The organism is Caldanaerobacter subterraneus, from assembly GCF_004345675.1.
GTDB lineage: Bacteria > Bacillota > Thermoanaerobacteria > Thermoanaerobacterales > Thermoanaerobacteraceae > Thermoanaerobacter > Thermoanaerobacter subterraneus.
Map to the genome: position 1 here is coordinate 40,164 of NZ_SLWU01000014.1, position 18,292 is coordinate 58,455.

The 18,292-nt window shown below is 37.1% G+C and carries 18 protein-coding genes and 1 pseudogene; all 19 read left to right on the forward strand.

Translation table 11 applies throughout. The features are described 5' to 3' along the window. The first annotated feature begins 50 nt into the window (after nucleotides 1-50). The 19 genes and pseudogenes from EV203_RS07745 (at nucleotide 51) to EV203_RS07830 (ending at nucleotide 18,226) form a co-directional block, all read left to right on the forward strand. Nucleotides 51-2,129: a ribonucleoside triphosphate reductase gene (locus EV203_RS07745; protein WP_132039896.1), complete on the forward strand. Its 2,079-nt coding sequence runs from the start codon at nucleotides 51-53 to the stop codon at nucleotides 2,127-2,129. After that, nucleotides 2,126-2,812 (forward strand): anaerobic ribonucleoside-triphosphate reductase activating protein, encoded by a 687-nt coding sequence (locus EV203_RS07750; RefSeq protein WP_009611017.1) that lies wholly within the window; start codon nucleotides 2,126-2,128, stop codon nucleotides 2,810-2,812. Before EV203_RS07745 ends, EV203_RS07750 begins: the two co-directional genes overlap by 4 nt. A gap of 232 nt (nucleotides 2,813-3,044) precedes the next feature. Beyond that, complete coding sequence (locus EV203_RS07755; RefSeq protein ID WP_011026022.1) at nucleotides 3,045-3,401, forward strand: DUF134 domain-containing protein; 357 nt, start codon at nucleotides 3,045-3,047, stop codon at nucleotides 3,399-3,401. A gap of 89 nt (nucleotides 3,402-3,490) precedes the next feature. Continuing rightward, on the forward strand, nucleotides 3,491-4,120 hold the full coding sequence (locus EV203_RS07760; RefSeq protein ID WP_132039932.1) for a VTT domain-containing protein: 630 nt from the start codon (nucleotides 3,491-3,493) through the stop codon (nucleotides 4,118-4,120). Between the two features lie 347 nt (nucleotides 4,121-4,467). Continuing rightward, nucleotides 4,468-4,887 (forward strand): PaaI family thioesterase, encoded by a 420-nt coding sequence (locus EV203_RS07765; protein ID WP_132039898.1) that lies wholly within the window; start codon nucleotides 4,468-4,470, stop codon nucleotides 4,885-4,887. Nucleotides 4,888-4,957: 70 nt separating this feature from the next. After that, on the forward strand, nucleotides 4,958-5,704 hold the full coding sequence (locus EV203_RS07770; protein WP_009052954.1) for a cysteine hydrolase family protein: 747 nt from the start codon (nucleotides 4,958-4,960) through the stop codon (nucleotides 5,702-5,704). Between the two features lie 62 nt (nucleotides 5,705-5,766). Next, a complete protein-coding gene (locus EV203_RS07775) occupies nucleotides 5,767-6,126 on the forward strand; it encodes a phasin family protein (protein ID WP_028986124.1) in 360 nt (119 codons plus the stop codon). Between the two features lie 34 nt (nucleotides 6,127-6,160). Continuing rightward, nucleotides 6,161-7,837, forward strand: a complete 1,677-nt coding sequence (ubiB, locus tag EV203_RS07780) for a 2-polyprenylphenol 6-hydroxylase (protein ID WP_132039900.1) — start codon at nucleotides 6,161-6,163, stop codon at nucleotides 7,835-7,837. A 22-nt stretch (nucleotides 7,838-7,859) separates the two neighbouring features. Next, nucleotides 7,860-8,432, forward strand: a complete 573-nt coding sequence (locus EV203_RS07785) for a TetR family transcriptional regulator (RefSeq protein ID WP_132039902.1) — start codon at nucleotides 7,860-7,862, stop codon at nucleotides 8,430-8,432. 15 nt (nucleotides 8,433-8,447) lie between these two features. Beyond that, a pseudogene (locus EV203_RS07790) lies at nucleotides 8,448-9,312 on the forward strand (patatin family protein). Nucleotides 9,313-9,516: 204 nt separating this feature from the next. Then, the gene (locus tag EV203_RS13415) at nucleotides 9,517-9,687 is read left to right on the forward strand and encodes a hypothetical protein (RefSeq protein ID WP_011026017.1); all 171 of its coding nucleotides are present in this window, start codon (nucleotides 9,517-9,519) and stop codon (nucleotides 9,685-9,687) included. Between the two features lie 137 nt (nucleotides 9,688-9,824). Continuing rightward, nucleotides 9,825-10,733 carry a UDP-N-acetylmuramate dehydrogenase gene (gene murB / locus EV203_RS07795; protein ID WP_132039904.1) on the forward strand — a complete coding sequence of 303 codons (909 nt, stop codon included), beginning with the start codon at nucleotides 9,825-9,827 and terminating at the stop codon, nucleotides 10,731-10,733. A 12-nt stretch (nucleotides 10,734-10,745) separates the two neighbouring features. Next, entirely contained in the window at nucleotides 10,746-11,477 is a 732-nt protein-coding gene (locus EV203_RS07800; protein WP_009611014.1) for a PHP domain-containing protein, read from the forward strand. A gap of 6 nt (nucleotides 11,478-11,483) precedes the next feature. Further along, nucleotides 11,484-12,338, forward strand: a complete 855-nt coding sequence (rapZ, locus tag EV203_RS07805; RefSeq protein ID WP_132039906.1) for an RNase adapter RapZ — start codon at nucleotides 11,484-11,486, stop codon at nucleotides 12,336-12,338. Nucleotides 12,339-12,344: 6 nt separating this feature from the next. Further along, entirely contained in the window at nucleotides 12,345-13,301 is a 957-nt protein-coding gene (locus EV203_RS07810) for a gluconeogenesis factor YvcK family protein (RefSeq protein ID WP_132039908.1), read from the forward strand. A gap of 185 nt (nucleotides 13,302-13,486) precedes the next feature. Then, a complete protein-coding gene (locus EV203_RS07815) occupies nucleotides 13,487-15,061 on the forward strand; it encodes an alpha-amylase family glycosyl hydrolase (protein WP_132039910.1) in 1,575 nt (524 codons plus the stop codon). Between the two features lie 54 nt (nucleotides 15,062-15,115). Then, a complete protein-coding gene (locus tag EV203_RS07820) occupies nucleotides 15,116-16,366 on the forward strand; it encodes a sugar ABC transporter substrate-binding protein (RefSeq protein ID WP_132039912.1) in 1,251 nt (416 codons plus the stop codon). Between the two features lie 44 nt (nucleotides 16,367-16,410). Further along, nucleotides 16,411-17,331, forward strand: coding sequence for a carbohydrate ABC transporter permease (locus tag EV203_RS07825; protein WP_041587183.1), 921 nt, complete (start codon nucleotides 16,411-16,413; stop codon nucleotides 17,329-17,331). Between the two features lies 1 nt (nucleotide 17,332). Next, nucleotides 17,333-18,226, forward strand: coding sequence for a sugar ABC transporter permease (locus tag EV203_RS07830; RefSeq protein WP_009611027.1), 894 nt, complete (start codon nucleotides 17,333-17,335; stop codon nucleotides 18,224-18,226). Nucleotides 18,227-18,292 lie beyond the last annotated feature (66 nt).

The window sequence follows — 18,292 nt, forward strand, 5'->3', positions numbered from 1 at the left end:
ATTTTGTGTCATATTGAGAGTTTTTTAAACAAAAAAATGGAGGGTTACGTATGGAAATTGAGATGAAGGTGATTAAAAGAGACGGGCGAGAGGTGAAATTTGATAAGACAAAAATCTCAAATGCGATTTATAAGGCTTTTAAAGCTGTGGGAGAAGGGGAATACGAAGAGGCATTAGAAATCGCTGATGAAGTGACAAAGCACGTAGAACAGGTTTTTGAGGGGATAGCCAGTGTTGAGCAAATTCAGGATGTGGTGGAAGTATTTTTAATAAAAAGGGGATATGCTAAAGCTGCAAAAGCTTATATTCTTTACAGAAAACAACACCAAGATATAAGAGAGTTTAAAAAGATGGTCATGGATATTGAGAAAATGGTAGATGAGTACCTGGGAAAGCAGGATTGGAGAGTAAATGAGAATAGCAATATGAGCTATTCACTGCAAGGGCTCAATAACCATATATCGAGCAGCATTACTGCTCACTACTGGCTGAATAAAATATACCCTCCAGAGGTGAGAGATGCGCATATAAGCGGGGATTTACATATTCACGATTTGGGACTTTTATCTGTTTACTGCTGCGGCTGGGATTTAAGGGATTTGCTTTTGAACGGGTTTACAGGAGTGGAAGGAAAGGTTCAGAGCAAACCGCCAAAGCACTTCAGGTCAGCCCTTGGGCAGATTGTCAACTTTTTCTATACGCTTCAAGGAGAAGCAGCAGGGGCCCAGGCTTTTTCCAATTTTGATACATACCTTGCTCCCTTTGTTTACTATGACAATTTGTCTTACAGGGAAGTCAAACAGGCCATGCAGGAATTTATATTCAACCTGAATGTCCCAACAAGGGTGGGCTTTCAGACACCTTTTACGAATATAACCATGGATTTGGTTGTGCCCGAGATTATGGCAGATGAGCCTGTAATAATAGGTGGAAAGATTATGGACAGGACCTACAAGGAATTTCAAAAAGAGATGGACATGATAAATATGGCTTTTGCAGAGGTGATGATGGAGGGGGACGCGAAAGGGAGGATATTCACATTCCCCATACCCACTTATAACATAACTAAAAATTTTGACTGGGACAGCCCTGTTGTAAACAAAGTGATGGAGATGACAGCAAAATACGGCCTTCCTTATTTCAGCAATTTTGTAAATAGCGACCTAGACCCAAATGATGTCAGGTCAATGTGCTGTAGACTTAGATTGGACAACAGGGAGTTGAGGAGAAGGGGAGGAGGGCTTTTTGGAGCAAATCCCTTGACAGGGTCAATAGGTGTTGTGACGATAAATATGCCCAGGATTGGATATCTGTCCAGGACGAAAGAGGAGTTTTTCCAGAGGTTAGAAAGACTTATGGACATTGCAAAGACCAGCCTTGAGATAAAGAGGGAAGTACTTGAGAAGATGACAGAAATGGGGCTTTATCCTTATTCCAAGTTTTACCTTAGAGATGTGAAAAAGAGGTTTGGGTATTACTGGCAGAACCATTTCAACACCATAGGGCTTATTGGTATGAATGAAGCCTTGCTCAATTTCATGGGAGTGAGCATTGCCACAGAAGAGGGGAGAAAATTTGCACTTGAGGTCTTAGACTTTATGAGGCATAAGTTAGAACAGTATCAACTGGAATCCAGTTTTATGTACAACCTGGAGGCAACTCCTGCAGAAGGAGCCTCTTACAGATTGGCCAAAAAAGATAAAGAGCTTTTTCCAGATATAATTACTGCAGGAGATGATGTTCCGTACTATACCAATTCTACTCAACTGCCAGTGGATTTTACAGAGGATATATTTACTGCGCTTGATTTGCAAGAGGAATTGCAGACTAAGTACACTGGAGGGACTGTATTTCACGGTTTTATAGGGGAAGCCATTAGCGATGTGGAAACTTGCAAGTCATTGGTAAGGAAAATCGCCTATAATTACAGGATTCCCTACTACACAATAACTCCTACTTTTTCCATATGCGAAGACCACGGGTACATTTCAGGCGAGCATTTTGAATGTCCCTACTGCGGTAGAGAATGTGAGGTTTACAGCCGCGTAGTGGGATACTATAGGCCTATTAAAAACTGGAATGAAGGGAAGAGAAAAGAATTTGAGCAAAGGAAGGAATTTGTGGTATGATGTACGATTTTTTGCCGGTTTCTTTTGTAGATTTTCCTGGGAAAATTGCAGCCACTGTGTTTGTGAGTGGCTGCAATTTTAAATGTCCATACTGCCATAACTCTTATTTGATACAAATGAGAGAAGGAATAAAAAGTGAAAAAGAGTTTTTTGATTACCTTAAAAAGAGGGCAAATTTGATAGAGGGGGTATGCATAACAGGAGGAGAGCCTACACTTTGGAAAGGGCTTAAAGATTTTATAAAAAATATAAAGGACTTAAATTTTGAAGTTAAACTTGACACCAATGGTTCAAGACCTCAAGTGTTGGAAAGTTTGCTTGAAGAAGGATTACTGGATTATATAGCGATGGATATAAAAGCGCCAATAGAAAAGTATGATATGTTTTTAAAAAATGAAAAGGACATAGAAAATATTAAAAAAAGTGTAGAGTTAATAAAAGACTCGGATATAAATTATGAGTTTAGGACAACTGTAAATGATAAATTGCTTACTCTTGAGGACTTCACTTTTATTGCAGATTGGATTTCTCCTGTAAAAAGATATGTTTTACAGAGGTATAAATATGCTGAAGGAGTACTTGATAAAAATTTAAGCGGAACAGGTAATTGTGATATTGATTTTTTGTTAAAAGTAAAAGAGATTGTATCTCAAAAAATAAAAGAAGTGTTAATTAGAGAATAAGAGTGACAATTTAATTTGTAATGGACATGCGTCTAAAAAGGATTTATAATGGAATTAGGAAGATTTGTTATAAATATGAGGCCTTAGAAGAGATTAAAAAGATGGCGGATGACAATTTGACCCAATTTTGGTTGAAAAGTTTTTTGGATTTCATGAGGGATTGATATTTTTTCGCAGAAAGTATAAAATATTAAAGTAATTGCAATTTATAAAAATAGTAGGGTGTGATAAAATGCCAAGACCGCCGAAGTGGAGATGGGTTAGAAGCGAACCAAATGTTACTTATTTTAAACCAGTAGGGATTCCGCTTTCTATGCTGGAAGAAGTGATACTCACAGTAGAAGAACTGGAGGCTATCAGGCTGAAGGATTTAGAAGGGTTGGAACAGGAAGAATGTGCCGATATGATGAAGGTATCTCGGCCAACTTTTTTTAGAATAATAACTTCTGCTAGGCAGAAGATAGCTGATGCATTGGTAAATGGCAAGGCTATAAGGGTAGAAGGAGGAAATTACAAAGTATACGGGGAGGATATGAGGGGGCACGGTGGAATGAGGCACAGGCATGGCTGGTATAACGAAGAAGATTAAATTTTGATTAAAATTTCTCGTATTTTCACACAACCTTTCGTATATATAGTATAATTGAAAAGGACTATATATATGGAAGGATGAAGTTAATGGACATCGTAAAAAATTTTGTAGATATTGTACTTCACTTGGATAAATATCTTGGAACGATAATTCAAACTTATGGCACATGGACCTATAGCCTTTTGTTTTTTATCATTTTTCTTGAGACGGGTTTTGTAGTGACCCCTTTTCTCCCAGGTGATTCGCTTTTATTTGCTGCAGGGACCTTTGCTGCGATAGGGAGTCTGAACGTGTACTATGTGATTGTGCTTTTAGCTTCTGCTGCAATATTGGGAGATACGGTTAATTACCATATAGGTAAGTTTATAGGTGAAAAAATTTATGAGAGTGAAAATTTGAGATGGATAAAAAAAGAGCATTTACTGGAAGCTCGTGATTTTTATGAGAAGTACGGCGCTATTACTATTGTGGTAGGAAGGTTTATCCCTATCATCAGAACCTTTGTCCCTTTTGTTGCAGGAATTGGCCAGATGAGATATTTTAGGTTTTTGTTTTACAACGCGTTTGGCGGAATTCTCTGGGGTTCTCTTTTTACTTTGGGAGGATACTTTTTTGGAAATTTGAAAATAGTCAAGGACCATTTTGGGTTGGTTACTATTGCTATAATTGTGATTTCAGTGATACCTGCAATTACCACTTTTCTTAAAAGAAAATGAGCTGGGGTTTTGCACTAGCTCATCTCAGACTGATGACAAACTCAGAGAAATGGCATTTTGTGTGTAAATGCGACTTGTTACAAAGCGGTAACAAAACTTGGCGAGCTTGAGAGCGGAGGCAGGGCGAGCGAAAGCGAGCGGCCACGTTGAGCCGTAAAGCGAATTGGCCGGAACCCCGCTGGAGCTCGAAAAGTGAGCCTTAGTTTTGGCGCTTTGTAACTCCGGAGCATTAACACAAAATGCCACTTAAAAGATAAGGACTTTGTCAGCACTCTGAGGCAGGATAAAATGTCCTGCTATTTTTTATGCTATAATAATAGCAACAAATTTATAAGGAGGGGAAAGAGGTGGAGGCAAAAAATGCAGGAATAGATGAGAAACTTTTTGAAGAGCTTTTAGAGGTGAACAGAAATACAAATTTTCATCAGTTAATAGGAGTTCATGTGGTAGAACTGGGACAAGGCTATGCTGTGACAGAAATAGAAATTGAAGAAAAGCACCTTAATCCTCTTAATATTGCTCATGGAGGCGTGCTTTTTTCAGTGATGGATATCACTATGGGTATGGCGGCAAGGACAGTAGGTAAACAGGTGATAACTATTGAGATGAATATAAATTACCTTTCCCCAATAAGAGTAGGGGAAAAAGTGAAAGCCAAAGGCAAAATAGTTCATGCGGGGAGTAAAACTACTGTGGCAGTTTGTGAAGCCTATGCTGAAGATGGGAGACTTTTGGCTGTAGCTAGAGAAACTTTTTTCAATATGTAATACATTATGTTTAAGAATTGTTTTTATGGTATAATTTTGGTAAGAATAAACATATAAAGGGGTGTTTTTTATGAATTTTGATAGCTTTTTGTATAACACTAGGCCCTTTTTAAATTACCTTTTTGACTTTTACAGTAACCTTGAAGAAAAAAGCTTGAGTAGTGTAATATACAATGCTGGTGGAGAGGATAAGGTTTCAGTTTTGGTTGTGGATATGCTAAACGGTTTTTGTAAAAGCGGTCCATTAGCTAGTCCAAGAGTGGCAGGCATAATAGAACCTATAAAGAATTTATTGAAAGCCTGCTACAGAATGGGGATAAAAAATGTGTTCTTTTTAAATGACGCCCATCCTTCAGATGCAGTTGAATTTGGAGAATTTCCACCTCATTGTGTAAAAGGTACTTTTGAAAGTGAAATTGTGGACGAATTAAAAGAAATAATTGAAGGAGAACCTGTGATTGTAGAGAAAAATTCGTTGAATGTATTTTTTGGAGGGGAATTAGAAGGCGGGAATGAGTTTTTAAAGAAAGTTGTTGAAATGATAAAGGAAGGAAAATCTACTTTTATTGTTGTAGGAGATTGTACTGATTTATGCGTTTACCAGACAGCTATGTCTATAAAAATGATTGCAAATGCCAATAATCTTAAAGTAAATGTAATTGTACCGGAAAATTGCGTTGAAACCTATGATACATCTGTAAAAACTGCTCAATCCCTCAAAATAATGCCTCATGATGGCAATTTGATACATACCATGTTTTTGTATCACATGAAATTAAACGGTATAGAAGTTGTAAAAGAGCTTCTTGAGGAGTAATAAAATTCCATATTGACTTTAGGAAATTTTAGTATATAATATTAATAGAGATATTAGGACGGATGTCCGAATTAATTTTGAAAGGGGTTATATATATGACAAGTTTGCTTGAAAAATCTATCAATTTTGGTTTGGGATTATTTGCATTATCACGAGAGAAAATAGAAAAAATAGTAGAAGAACTTGTAGATAGAGGAGAAGTTGCAAGAGAAGATGCACAAAAAATGGTAAAAGACTTGGTAAAAAAAGGTGAAGAACAGAAGGAAGAATTGAGAAAAATGATTAAAGACGCAGTTGCTGAAACGTTAGGCTACATGAATGTTGCCAAAAAGGAAGATATTGTTACTAGGGAAGAGATAAAAAGTATTGTTCGTGAGGAAGTCAGAAAAGTGCTGGAGGAAATGCAAAACACAGAAAAATAAGTAACTATAAAATTTTGATGACAGGTGTGAAATAATGCAACATTTAAGAAGATATAGAGAAATAATTTTTGTATTCATCAAATACGGGTTTGGTGCTATAATTGACAATATTGGAATTTTAAAACATATAAATGTAAGAAGAAAAATCTTGAAGCAAACAAATGATGAAAATATTGCGAAACTTTCCCGTGGAGAAAGATTAAGACTTGCTCTTGAAGAATTAGGACCTACTTTTATAAAAATGGGGCAGATTTTAAGCACAAGGTCTGACATTTTGCCAAAAGATGTCATAAAAGAATTGGAAAAATTACAGGACAAAGCTCCTGCTTTTTCTTTTGATGAGGTGAAATCAGTTATACAAAATGAATTTGGCGAAAGTTTGGAGGAAGCCTATGCTGAATTTGAACCTACTCCTCTAGCGGCGGCTTCTATAGCACAAGTTCACAAGGCTTTGTTGTGGTCAGGCAAAACTGTTGTTGTCAAGGTTCAAAGGCCAGGGATAGAAAAAATCATAGCCCAAGATATGAGGATATTAGAAGATATTGCCAAATTTGTTGATAATCATACAAAATATGGAAAAATATACAATTTTACAAAAATGGTAGAAGACTTCAAAAAGAGATTGGAAGAGGAATTAGATTTTAGAATAGAGGGGGAAAACGCAGAAAAGTTCAAAAAGAATTTTTTAAAAGACAAAAAAGTCAAAATTCCTTCTATAATCTGGACCCATACGACAAGACGTGTATTGACGATGGAATACATTGGTGGCATTCCGTTAAATGATTTTAATGCAATTGATGAGGCTGGATTAGACTGCGGTGCAATTGCAAGAAACCTTGCAAAATCTGTATTGAATCAGATTTTAAGGGATGGTTTTTTTCATGGAGACCCTCATCCGGGAAATATTATGGTGCTAGAGGATGGGACAATAGCATTTTTAGATTTTGGAATGGTAGGTAGCTTAAGTCCAGAAAGGAAAAGACAGTTTTCTAAAATGTTGTTGGGGATTGTTTACAAAAATAGCAGGATGATTATTGAAAGCATTATAGATTTAAATGCTGTGACTCTAAATGTCAATATGAAAAAGCTAGAAAAAGACATAAATAATTTGCGAGATAGATATGTTGAAATACCGTTAGAAAAGCTCAAAGTTGGGGAAGTCCTCAATGGGATATTTGACCTTGTATTTTCGTATAATATTGTAATTCCCAATGAATTTAATATGCTGGCTAAAAGCCTTATAACGTTAGAGGGAATAGTAGAAAAGTTAGATCCCAAAATTAGCGTTTTAGAAGTGGCAAAACCAATTGCAAAGCAGTTGATACCTAAAATGTTTTCTACTCAACATATGAAAGAAGAGATAATAAATGCCACAATGGATTATAGCAGATTGATAAAGGAGTTGCCATCATTTTTATTGAATTTTTTAAGGAAAACAGAAGAAGAAAATTATGCTATAGAATTGAAAATAAGAGACCTTGAAAATTTAGAGAAACGGGTTGATAAGGTATTTAATCGGCTTTCCACCAGTATTATACTTTTGGCTTTAAGTATTGTCATTGCAGGGATTTTAATAGGGTCAGGAATGAGTGCTAATGCTGGTGCAGAAATGTATAAGCTTAATGGGATAATTTTAAAGATTGGTTTAGCGATAGCTTTTGTCATAGTTTTAGGTTTAGCAATTTCTATTTTCCGATCTGGGCGGCTTTAATAAATAAACTTCAAAAGGGGAAATCCAAGATGGAAGAAACCAATCGCAAAGAATATTAAATGCTGCATATAAGTGTATTTCAACTAAAGGATATGCTAATGTTTCCTTAAGAGACATTGCAGAGGAAGCTGGTGTTGTATTAAGCCAATTGCATTATTATTTTGGCAGTAAGGAAGGGCTTTTTACAGAGGTAATAAAGATGATGATAAATAAATATTTAAAAGAAATAAATGAAGCTTTGAGTATGGGAGAAACTGCAAAAGATAAGATGCTATCCTTAGTGAATTTTTTTAAAGACCTTTTAAAAAATAATCCAGGACTTTTTAAACTGTTGTACGATTTTACAGGTTTAGCTATGTGGTCCTCTTCTTTTAACAGTTTATTAAAAGATTTATTTAATGACTTATCTAAAATGATTGAGGAAAAAATTCTAAGTAACAGTGCTTTAGGAGAGAATTTTAGAAATTATTCTCCACGAGCAGTGGCGAGGATGATACTTGGTGCAATGTTTGGTACGGGAATTCAAGTGATTTTAGATTCTAATGAAAATGAAATTTTGGATGCGTTAAATGCCATACAAATTATCTTTGAGTAAAAATGGTGATGGGAAATGAGACCAAGAGTAGGACTTATACTGGGCGGTGGAGCAGCAAGAGGATATGCGCACTTAGGTATACTAAAAAGATTTGAAGAAGAAAATATTCCTATTGATTTTATAATAGGCATAAGTATGGGAGCGATAATAGGAGCAATCTATGCTTCAGGACATAATGTAGACAAACTTATAAGTGATGCAAAAAAGATTAATATGTTAAAATTTATAAGTTTATTGGATTTTAAAGCCTCACGAACCGGCTTAGTAAAGGGTGAAAAAATAGAGAAATATTTGCGGGGTTATGTGAAAGAAAGTTTTGAGGAACTTAATATTCCTCTATATATTGTGGCTACTGATATTCAAACAGGAAAGGGAGTAGTATTTAAAGAGGGAGACTTGATAAAAGCTATAAGGGCAAGCATTTCTATCCCTGCCTTTTTTGAACCTGTGGAGTACAATGGAACCAAGTTAGTTGATGGATCAATTGTTGATTCTGAGGCAATAGAATTAGCAGCTAGCTTGGGAGCAGACATAATTATAAATTGCGATGTAAGCTCAAGCATTGATATGGGCTTTTTCGAAAGGTTTTTTTTATTCTTTAGCTAATAGTGAGAAAGTGCTGCCAATAAAAAAGTATTTTAATATAAAAAGGCCTTTACCTGAAATCATATCTATTACAACAACCGCTATTAAATTGTTAAAAGACAATTCTAATAAGAATCTTGAAAAAATGGAGGGAAATAAACGGGTTTATACAATAAAACCTAATGTCGATAATATACGCTGGTATAGATTTGACCAGGCAGAAAAATGTATAAATATGGGATTTGAAGCTGCCGATTCTATTGTTGCGAGAATAAAGAGGGAATTAGAAATGTAGGGCAAACGACTTGTGTTTATTTATTCTAGGAGAAAAAGCATAAAAAGAGGAGAAATATTAAGAAAATGCAGGAAAAAGTCCAAAATATTAGACTATTTCCTATTTGCATTATGTGGTATAATATTTAATGGACAAAAGTAGGGTGTGTACATAAAATATTCAAAATTTTGAGAAGATTGTTGGTAATGAAGAGGTGATTACTTTATGGAATGCCCAAATTGCAAGAGTACTAATGTGGGCAAGATAGGAAATAACCTCTATTTTTGCAGGGACTGCAATTGCGAGATAAAAATAAAAAAATGCACGGCGGTTGTCAGCATGTACGATGCAGAAGGGTGTGTTACAAAAAGGTTTAAGGTATGTTACAACGCATGAAAGGAGGGGCTATCCCTCCTATTTATTTTGTAAATAAAAAGTGGTATTATAAAATTGCACATGGAATGAAATTAACATGTAATTGATAGACTATAGATGGAATAATTTTTTGATTTTTAATTTTGAGGAGTGGTACAGTGGCTGAGATACTTGTTGATAAATTGAAAGAAATTTTAAAAGAGGGGAAATTATATTTAAATGAGCCAATGAAAAGGCATACCTCTTTTAAAATAGGAGGGCCAGCTGATGTACTAGCTGTTCCGGGAAGCAGAGACGAACTTATTAATCTCATCGCATATTTAAGACAGGAAAAAATACCTTTTTTTATTCTAGGGAATGGCACTAATTTGCTGGTAAGTGAAAAAGGTATAAGAGGCGTGGTTGTAAAACTTAGTTCTTTGAGGAATGTCATTGTAGAAGGAACTAAGATAATAGCAGAAGCAGGAGCTTCCCTGTCCTATATTGCAAATGTAGCATTGGTACATGAGCTTACCGGTTTTGAATTTGCAAGTGGCATACCTGGCACTTTGGGTGGGGCCATAGTGATGAATGCCGGTGCCTATGGGCCTGAGATGAAGGACGTGGTAGAAAAGGTAGAAGTCTTAGATGAAAATAACAATATATTGATTCTTTCCAATCAGGAAATGAAGTTCTCTTATAGATATAGCATTTTGCAAGAAAAAGAATGGATAGTTTTGAGAGCCTGGATTTCTCTTGAAAGAGGGAATTATGAAGAGATAAAAAAGAAGATGGAGGAACTAAATCAGAGGAGAAAAGAAAAACAGCCTTTAGATTATCCCAGTGCAGGGAGCACTTTTAAAAGGCCTCCAGGGTGCTATGCAGGAAAGCTTATTGAAGATGCGGGGCTCAAAGGGTACTCGATCGGGGGTGCTAAAGTTTCAGAAAAACATTCGGGATTTATTATAAACACTGGGAATGCGACTTTTTACGATGTGCTCAACTTGATTGAGTATATCCAGAAAGTAGTAAAAGAGAAATTTGGAGTTGAGCTTATGCCTGAGATAAAAATTGTGGGGGAAAAATAGGAGAGAGAACAAATGAGGATTTTTGCAGATTATCACACCCATACGATATACAGCCACGGCAAAGGGACAATAGAAGAAAATGTGAAAAAAGCGGTAGAGCTTGGGCTTAAGGCTATTGCTATTACTGACCATGGCCCTGCTCATGTGTTTTATGGCATGAGAAAAAAAGACTTTAAGAAAATGAGAGATGAAATAGACAGGCTTAGGGAAAAATACTCTCAGATAAAAATACTGATGGGAGTGGAAGCGAATTTGATAAGTATAGAAGGGGATATTGATGTTCCCGATGAACTTCTGAAGTATCTAGATATTTTGCTTGTGGGGTACCACACTGGAATAGTGCCGAAAAGTTTTAAAGACGCCATTGACCTTTTTGGTAAAAATATGGTGTCAAAGTATACAGGTTATCTTAAAGAAGAGGTGAGAGAGAAAAATACAGAAGCGATGGTAAAAGCAATAAAAAAATATAGAATTGATATAATAACTCATCCTGGAGCAAAGGTGGATATTGATACGCGAAAATTGGCCAGAGCAGCAAAAGAAAGTAGAACAGCACTGGAGATTAACTCGAGTCACGGATACCTGACAGTGGAGTATGTAAAGATAGCAAAGGAAGAAGGATGTAAATTCGTCATAAACAGCGATGCCCATACTCCTTCTAGGGTGGGGGATTTTAAAAAGGGAATACAAATTGCGAAAGAGGCTGGACTCACTGAGGAAGACGTGATAAACGCCGAGAGGTGATAAATTATGAGGTTTGTGATAATAACAGGGCTTTCCGGTGCAGGAAAGACGCAGGCTTTAAAGGCGATGGAGGATATGGGATTTTTTTGCATAGATAATTTTCCTCCCGCCTTAATACCAAAACTTGCTGATTTGTTTTATCAATCAAAAAATATTGACAAGGTAGCTTTGGGGATGGATTTGAGAGGAGGGCAGTTTTTTGAAGATATTTATTTCAGTTTGGACTTTTTGAAAAAAAATAACTACGATTACGAGATAGTGTTTTTAGAGGCTTCTGATGAGGTCTTGATAAAAAGGTTTAAAGAGACCAGAAGGAGACATCCTTTATCTGAAGAGGGGAGAATAGTTGACGGTATAAACGAAGAAAGAAAAAGGCTTTCAGATATAAGGAAAATTGCTAATTATATTATAGACACTTCTAATTTGACTTCTTCTCAATTAAAAGAGGAGTTATCTAATATCTTCCTAAAAGGGAAAAAATTTAAGGGAATTATAATTGATGTTATGTCTTTTGGCTATAAGTACGGAATACCTCTTGAGGCTGACCTTGTGTTTGATGTGAGGTTCTTACCTAATCCTTTTTATATTGACGAGCTGAGACCTTTAACTGGAAATGACGAGAAAGTAAAAGAATATGTGATGAAGTGGGAAGAAGCGAAGGAATTTTTGAAAAAATTGGGGGACATGATCAAATTTTTGATTCCATATTATATTAGAGAAGGGAAATCACAGCTTGTAATAGCAATTGGCTGTACAGGAGGAAAGCACAGGTCTGTTGCGATTGCCAATGCCCTTTATGACCTTTTAAAAAAAGAGGATTATTCTGTTGTGGTGAATCACAGAGACATTGGAGAGGAGTAGATATTTATGCGAAAACAGCCTCGCATTGTGGCGATTGGTGGAGGTACAGGGCTCTCTACTATGTTAAGAGGGCTCAAGCTTTTCACAACAAATATAACTGCGGTGGTGACAGTGGCAGATGATGGAGGAGGGTCGGGAATTTTGAGAGAAGACTTAGGTATACTTCCTCCTGGAGATATACGAAATTGCATATTGGCTTTGGCAAACACAGAGCCTACAATGGAACAGCTTCTCCAGTACAGATTTACAGAGGGGATGTTAAAGGGGCAGAGTTTTGGAAATTTGTTTTTGGCTGCAATGATAGGAATTTCTAACAGTTTTGAAGAGGCTGTCAAGAGGATGAGTGAAGTATTGGCTGTGTCAGGGAAAGTCCTTCCTGTTACAGTAGAAGATGTAAGGCTTATAGCAGAACTGGAAAATGGCACTATCATAAGAGGAGAGTCCAAAATACCTGAGATACAGCAAAAAGAAAACAGCAGAATAAAGAGAATATATTTGGAACCTTCTCCTGCTGCTCCTTTTGAAGAAGTTTTAGTGGATATATTGAATGCCGAGGCGATAGTGTTAGGGCCGGGGAGTTTGTATACAAGTGTTATTCCGAACCTTTTGGTAGATGGAATTTGTGATGCTATTGAAACATCTAAAGCCATAAAAATATATGTATGTAATATAATGACACAGCCGGGTGAGACTTTGGGGTATACTGCTACTGACCATATAAAGGCTCTTTTTGACCATGGGCTTAAGTCTTTGGACTATGTGATTGTGAACAAAGGTGAAATCCCTGAGGAGTACAGGCAGCGCTATATAAGAGATTTATCTGAGCCCGTGAAATATGACAAAGAGGAGATAGAAAAAATGGGTATAAAAGTTGTTGAAGAAGACTTGGTAACTGTAAAGCAGGAATATATAAGGCATGATGAGCAAAAGCTTGCAGAGATTATTGTAGATTTGATAAGTTAAGTTTAATTTTTAGTCCATCTTGTACAAAAAAATCTATTGACATTCGTCTAAATAAGATATACAATATTATTGAAACGATAGCGCAAGCGATTGCAATGAAATTTTCTACTTTGCTCTTTTTTAATTGCATTTCAGGAAAGCGATTGCTGTAATATTATGGTATTAAAAGTGTAAGGGGGAAAGAGATGAGAAAAAATTTAAAAGCATTTGTGGCGCTTTTTGCAGCAATTTTGCTGTTCTTTAGTGGGTGCAGTAGCAAGCAAGAGGCAAAAGCCCCAAAGTCAGAAGTCATATATCAGGTTATGGTGGATAGGTTTTACAACGGAGACCCTTCAAATGACGACCCAGAAGTGAGCAAAGGAATGTTTGACCCCACCCATACCAACTGGAGGATGTACTGGGGAGGGGATTTGAAAGGACTGACAGAAAAAATCCCTTATATAAAGGGGATGGGGGTCACTGCTATCTGGATTTCTCCAGTAGTGGATAATATAAATAAACCAGCCGTATATAATGGCGAGATTAATACCCCCTATCACGGATACTGGGCAAGAGATTTCAAAAGAGTAGAAGAACACTTTGGTACATGGGAGGACTTTGACAATTTTGTAAAGGTTGCGCATGAGAATGGAATAAAAGTGATTTTAGATTTTGCGACAAATCACACGAGCCCTGCCGATGAAGAAAATCCTGATTTTGCAGAAAATGGCGCATTATATGACGATGGGAAGCTATTAGGTACTTACAGTAATGATTCACTTAAGCTTTTTCACCACAATGGCAGCATAAGCAACTGGAATAATTTAAAGGAACTTCAGGATAAAAATTTGTTTGATTTGGCAGATTTGGACCAGAGCAACCCTATTGTTGATAAATACTTAAAAGACTCTATTAAGTTATGGTTTAATCATGAAATTGATGGAGTAAGGCTGGATGCTGCAAAGCATATGCCTATGGAGTGGGTGAAAAGCTTTGCTAACACTATTTACAGTATTAAAAAGGATGTGCTTCTTTTTGGTGAATGGATGTTAAGCGGTCCTACTGACCCGTTGTATGGGTATAATATACAGTTTGCTAATACTACCGGCTTTTCTGTCCTGGATTTTATGTTAAACGGTGCTATAAGAGATGTATTTGGCAAGGGGTACGGATTTGAGAGGTTAAATGACACGTTAGAGGATACCAATAAAGATTACGAAAATCCTTATAAGCTGGTTACTTTTATAGACAACCATGACATGCCTAGATTTCTGTCCTTGAACAATGACAAGGATAAATTACACGAAGCTATTGCTTTTATAATGACGACTCGAGGGATACCTGTAATATACTATGGCACTGAGCAGTACCTTCATAACGACACAAATGGCGGGAATGACCCGTATAATAGACCAATGATGGAAAAGTTCGATGAGAGCACAAAGGCTTATACATTGATAAAAGAGCTGTCAAGGTTAAGGCAGCTCACTCCAGCCCTACAGTATGGAACTACTACGGCAAGGTATATTTCTGACGATGTGTATATTTATGAAAGGCAGTATGGAAAAGATGTGGTGCTGGTTGCGATAAATAAAGGAGAGAAAACTACTGTTAAGGCAGTAAAAACATCTTTGAGGAAGGGAATTTATAAAGACTACCTTAAAGGTCTGTTGGAGGGTGTTGAGTTAAAAGTCACAAAAGGTAATGGAGAAAACCTAGTGCAAGGTTTGACTTTACCTGGGGACAGCGTAAGTGTTTGGACAAATGTGAAAGCGAAGTAAAATTTTGGGGTGCACCCCAAATTATTATAAAACCAATTTAAGAGGAGGATTTGTATGAAGAAGTATTCAAAAATACTTGCGTTGTTGACAGCAATGGTGTTTGTGCTGTCAATTGCTCTGACTGGCTGTGGCGGCGGCAGCAAGACAAGTGAAAGTCAGTCATCACAGACTCAGACAGCAGAGCAGAAAAAGGAACCTGTAGAATTGATAGTATGGTCCCACTTGACAGACCCTGAAATAGCAAAAGTTCAAGAAATTGCTAACAAATGGGCTGAACAGACAGGAAACAAGGTCAAAGTTCTAGCAGACCAGAGCGATTTCCAAGCTTTTGCTACAGCTGCTCAAAGCGGTAAAGGGCCAGACATAATGTTTGGATTGCCCCATGACAACTTGGGAACTTTCCAAAAGGCAGGACTTTTAGCTGAGGTTCCAGAGGGAGTTATAAACAAAGATGACTATGTGCCAATGAGCATAAGCGCTGTTTCCTATGATGGAAAGATGTATGCAGTGCCAATTGCTATGGAAACTTATGCCCTTTTCTACAATACGGATAAAGTCAAAACTCCTCCAGCTACATTAGATGACTTGATTAAATTGGGGAAAGAAGTAGGGTTCCAGTATGATGTCAATAACTTCTATTTCAGCTTTGCTTTTATCGCAGCGTATGGCGGATATGTTTTTAAAGACACAGGAGGCGGACTTGATCCAAACGACATAGGGCTCAACAACGAAGGCGCAAAGAAAGGGTTAGAGCTTATAAAAGATTTTGTTCAGAAATATAAATTCATGCCCCCAGACATAAACTATGACATGGCAAAAGGTAACTTCCAGAGTGGTAAAATTGGACTTTATATAAGCGGTCCATGGGATGTGGACGGATTCAAGAAAGCCAATGTTCCATTTAAAGTTGCTCCACTTCCAGAAATTGATGGCAAGCCAACTCCTTCTTTTGCAGGTGTGCAGGCTGCATTTGTGAGCGCAAATTCAAAGCATCAGAAAGAAGCTTGGGATTTGATGAAGTACTTGGTTGAAAATACAGGGCTTCCATTGTTTGAGACAGGAAACAGAATTCCTGTGATTAAGTCCTTGCTGGACAATCCAGAAGTTAAGGGCAACGAGATACTAAGTGCATTTGCTGAACAGGCACAGCATGCTATTCCAATGCCAAATATTCCTCAGATGAGCCAGGTATGGACACCTGCTGGTAATGCGCTGCAGCTTATAACCTCAGGAAAAGTGCCTGTTGACAAAGCAGCTGACGATATGGTAAAACAAATTAAACAGGGAATTGCTACAATGCAGTAAAAAGGGGCTTTATGCCCCTTTTTTTAAGGGAAAGGAGGTACAGGATGAACCAGCATAAATCGTTGAAAGATAAGCTAAGACCTTATGCCTATTTGTCTCCAGCAATACTTTCTATGACTGTTTTAAGCTTTGCTCCAATGGCATACACTATCTACATCGCTTTTACTAATTTTAATCTGTATCACTTTAAGAATTATCAATTTGTAGGTTTTAAAAATTTTGTCGACATACTGACAGGACCTTTTAAAAATGTTTTTGCACCTGTTTTTGTGTGGACTGTAATTTACGCCTTATCAGCGACATTGCTAAGCTATATTGTTGGACTTTTATTAGCAGTAATTTTAAATAACAAACATATGTGGGAGACGAATTTTTACAGAGCTATTTTGATTATACCGTGGGGGCTGCCTGGTACTATTGCAGTTCTTACCTGGACAGGACTTTTAAACCAGCAGTACGGCGGTATAAATTTAATACTTCAAAAACTGCACTTACCCATGATACCTTGGCTTTTAGAGCCTTTTTGGGCAAAAGTTGCTATTATAATGGTGAGCGTATGGATGGGTTATCCTTTTATGATGAATGCCTCCCTTGGGGCATTACAGGCTATTCCGCCAGAACTTTATGAAGTGGCGGATATTGACGGGGCTTCGTGGTTTCAGAAGCTTACTAAGATAACTCTTCCGATGCTCACTTCTTCTACATTGCCCTTGATAATATCTTCCTTTGCGTATAATTTCAATAACTTTGGAACAGCTTTCCTCATCACAGGAGGAGGACCACCTAGAACTGACACTTCTTTTGCAGGACATACGGATATACTAGTGAGTGCTGCTTATAAATTGACAATGCAGGCAAACCGCTATGATTTGGCAGCGGCTCTTTCTATAATCATATTCCTTATCATAGGTACTTTAAGCCTTCTCAACATGAGGCTTACAGGTGCTTTTAAGGAGGTGGATTAAAGTGGAATATGCAAGTGTGAGGACCCAAGCTCAAAAGCCGGCAAGGAAAATTCAGTATAGAGAAAGATTAAAACCCCATGAGAAAGTTTCTCTGTGGATAAGCCGCCTCATCATATGGGCAGTGATAATTGTGATGATGTTTCCGGTGGCGTGGGTAGTGGGAGCTTCTTTTGCGCCAGGAGATGCTTTCTTTTCTGGAGCGATTTTTCCTAGCCACATCACTTTTGAAAATTACACCACTGTATTAAAGAAAACTAATTTTTTGCTCTGGGTAAAAAACAGTATGATTTTAAGTGTGGGGGTAGCAACTATTCAGCTGTTTTTAACAGCTACTTCTGCCTATGCTTTCAGCAGAATGAAATTTGCGGGAAGAAAAAATGGCTTAAAGACTCTTTTAATACTTCAGATGTTTCCAACCTTTATGGCATTGCCAGCCATATATGGGATAATGGCGAAGTTAAATTTATTAGACAATCTATATGCTTTGATGCTGGTGATGGCAGGAAGCAGCGCTTTTAGCATATGGCTTTTAAAAGGGTATATTGATAGCCTTCCAAAAGAGCTGGATGAAGCCGCTTTGGTGGACGGAGCCACTCATTGGCAGATTTTCACAAAAATAATACTTCCACTGGCAACCCCTATGCTCGTAGTGATATTCTTATTTAGTTTCATGGGAGTGTACAGTGAATTTATTTTGTCCAGTGCTGTATTAAAATCACCTGAAAACTATACAATAGCATTAGGACTTCAAAGATTTATAACTAACCAATTTTCAGCTCATTGGACTCAATTTGCGGCTGCTTCTGTGATGGCTTCACTACCACTTGTAATACTATTTATGGTATTGCAGAGATACTTGCAGGCAGGTCTTGCTGCAGGGGCTGTGAAAGGATAAAAATTGTTATACATGGAACAATTTGTAAATACCGGATTTTGTCCGGTATTTTTTTATTTCTTTTAG

What these genes read in the sequence shown, in the direction of transcription:
- EV203_RS07745 (WP_132039896.1), top strand. Translation starts at nt 51, where the DNA reads ATGGAAATTGAGATGAAGGTGATTAAAAGAGACGGGCGAGAGGTGAAA.
- EV203_RS07750 (WP_009611017.1), top strand. Translation starts at nt 2,126, where the DNA reads ATGATGTACGATTTTTTGCCGGTTTCTTTTGTAGATTTTCCTGGGAAA.
- EV203_RS07755 (WP_011026022.1), top strand. Translation starts at nt 3,045, where the DNA reads ATGCCAAGACCGCCGAAGTGGAGATGGGTTAGAAGCGAACCAAATGTT.
- EV203_RS07760 (WP_132039932.1), top strand. Translation starts at nt 3,491, where the DNA reads ATGGACATCGTAAAAAATTTTGTAGATATTGTACTTCACTTGGATAAA.
- EV203_RS07770 (WP_009052954.1), top strand. Translation starts at nt 4,958, where the DNA reads ATGAATTTTGATAGCTTTTTGTATAACACTAGGCCCTTTTTAAATTAC.
- EV203_RS07775 (WP_028986124.1), top strand. Translation starts at nt 5,767, where the DNA reads ATGTCCGAATTAATTTTGAAAGGGGTTATATATATGACAAGTTTGCTT.
- ubiB (WP_132039900.1), top strand. Translation starts at nt 6,161, where the DNA reads ATGCAACATTTAAGAAGATATAGAGAAATAATTTTTGTATTCATCAAA.
- EV203_RS13415 (WP_011026017.1), top strand. Translation starts at nt 9,517, where the DNA reads ATGGAATGCCCAAATTGCAAGAGTACTAATGTGGGCAAGATAGGAAAT.
- EV203_RS07800 (WP_009611014.1), top strand. Translation starts at nt 10,746, where the DNA reads ATGAGGATTTTTGCAGATTATCACACCCATACGATATACAGCCACGGC.
- rapZ (WP_132039906.1), top strand. Translation starts at nt 11,484, where the DNA reads ATGAGGTTTGTGATAATAACAGGGCTTTCCGGTGCAGGAAAGACGCAG.
- EV203_RS07810 (WP_132039908.1), top strand. Translation starts at nt 12,345, where the DNA reads ATGCGAAAACAGCCTCGCATTGTGGCGATTGGTGGAGGTACAGGGCTC.
- EV203_RS07815 (WP_132039910.1), top strand. Translation starts at nt 13,487, where the DNA reads ATGAGAAAAAATTTAAAAGCATTTGTGGCGCTTTTTGCAGCAATTTTG.
- EV203_RS07820 (WP_132039912.1), top strand. Translation starts at nt 15,116, where the DNA reads ATGAAGAAGTATTCAAAAATACTTGCGTTGTTGACAGCAATGGTGTTT.
- EV203_RS07825 (WP_041587183.1), top strand. Translation starts at nt 16,411, where the DNA reads ATGAACCAGCATAAATCGTTGAAAGATAAGCTAAGACCTTATGCCTAT.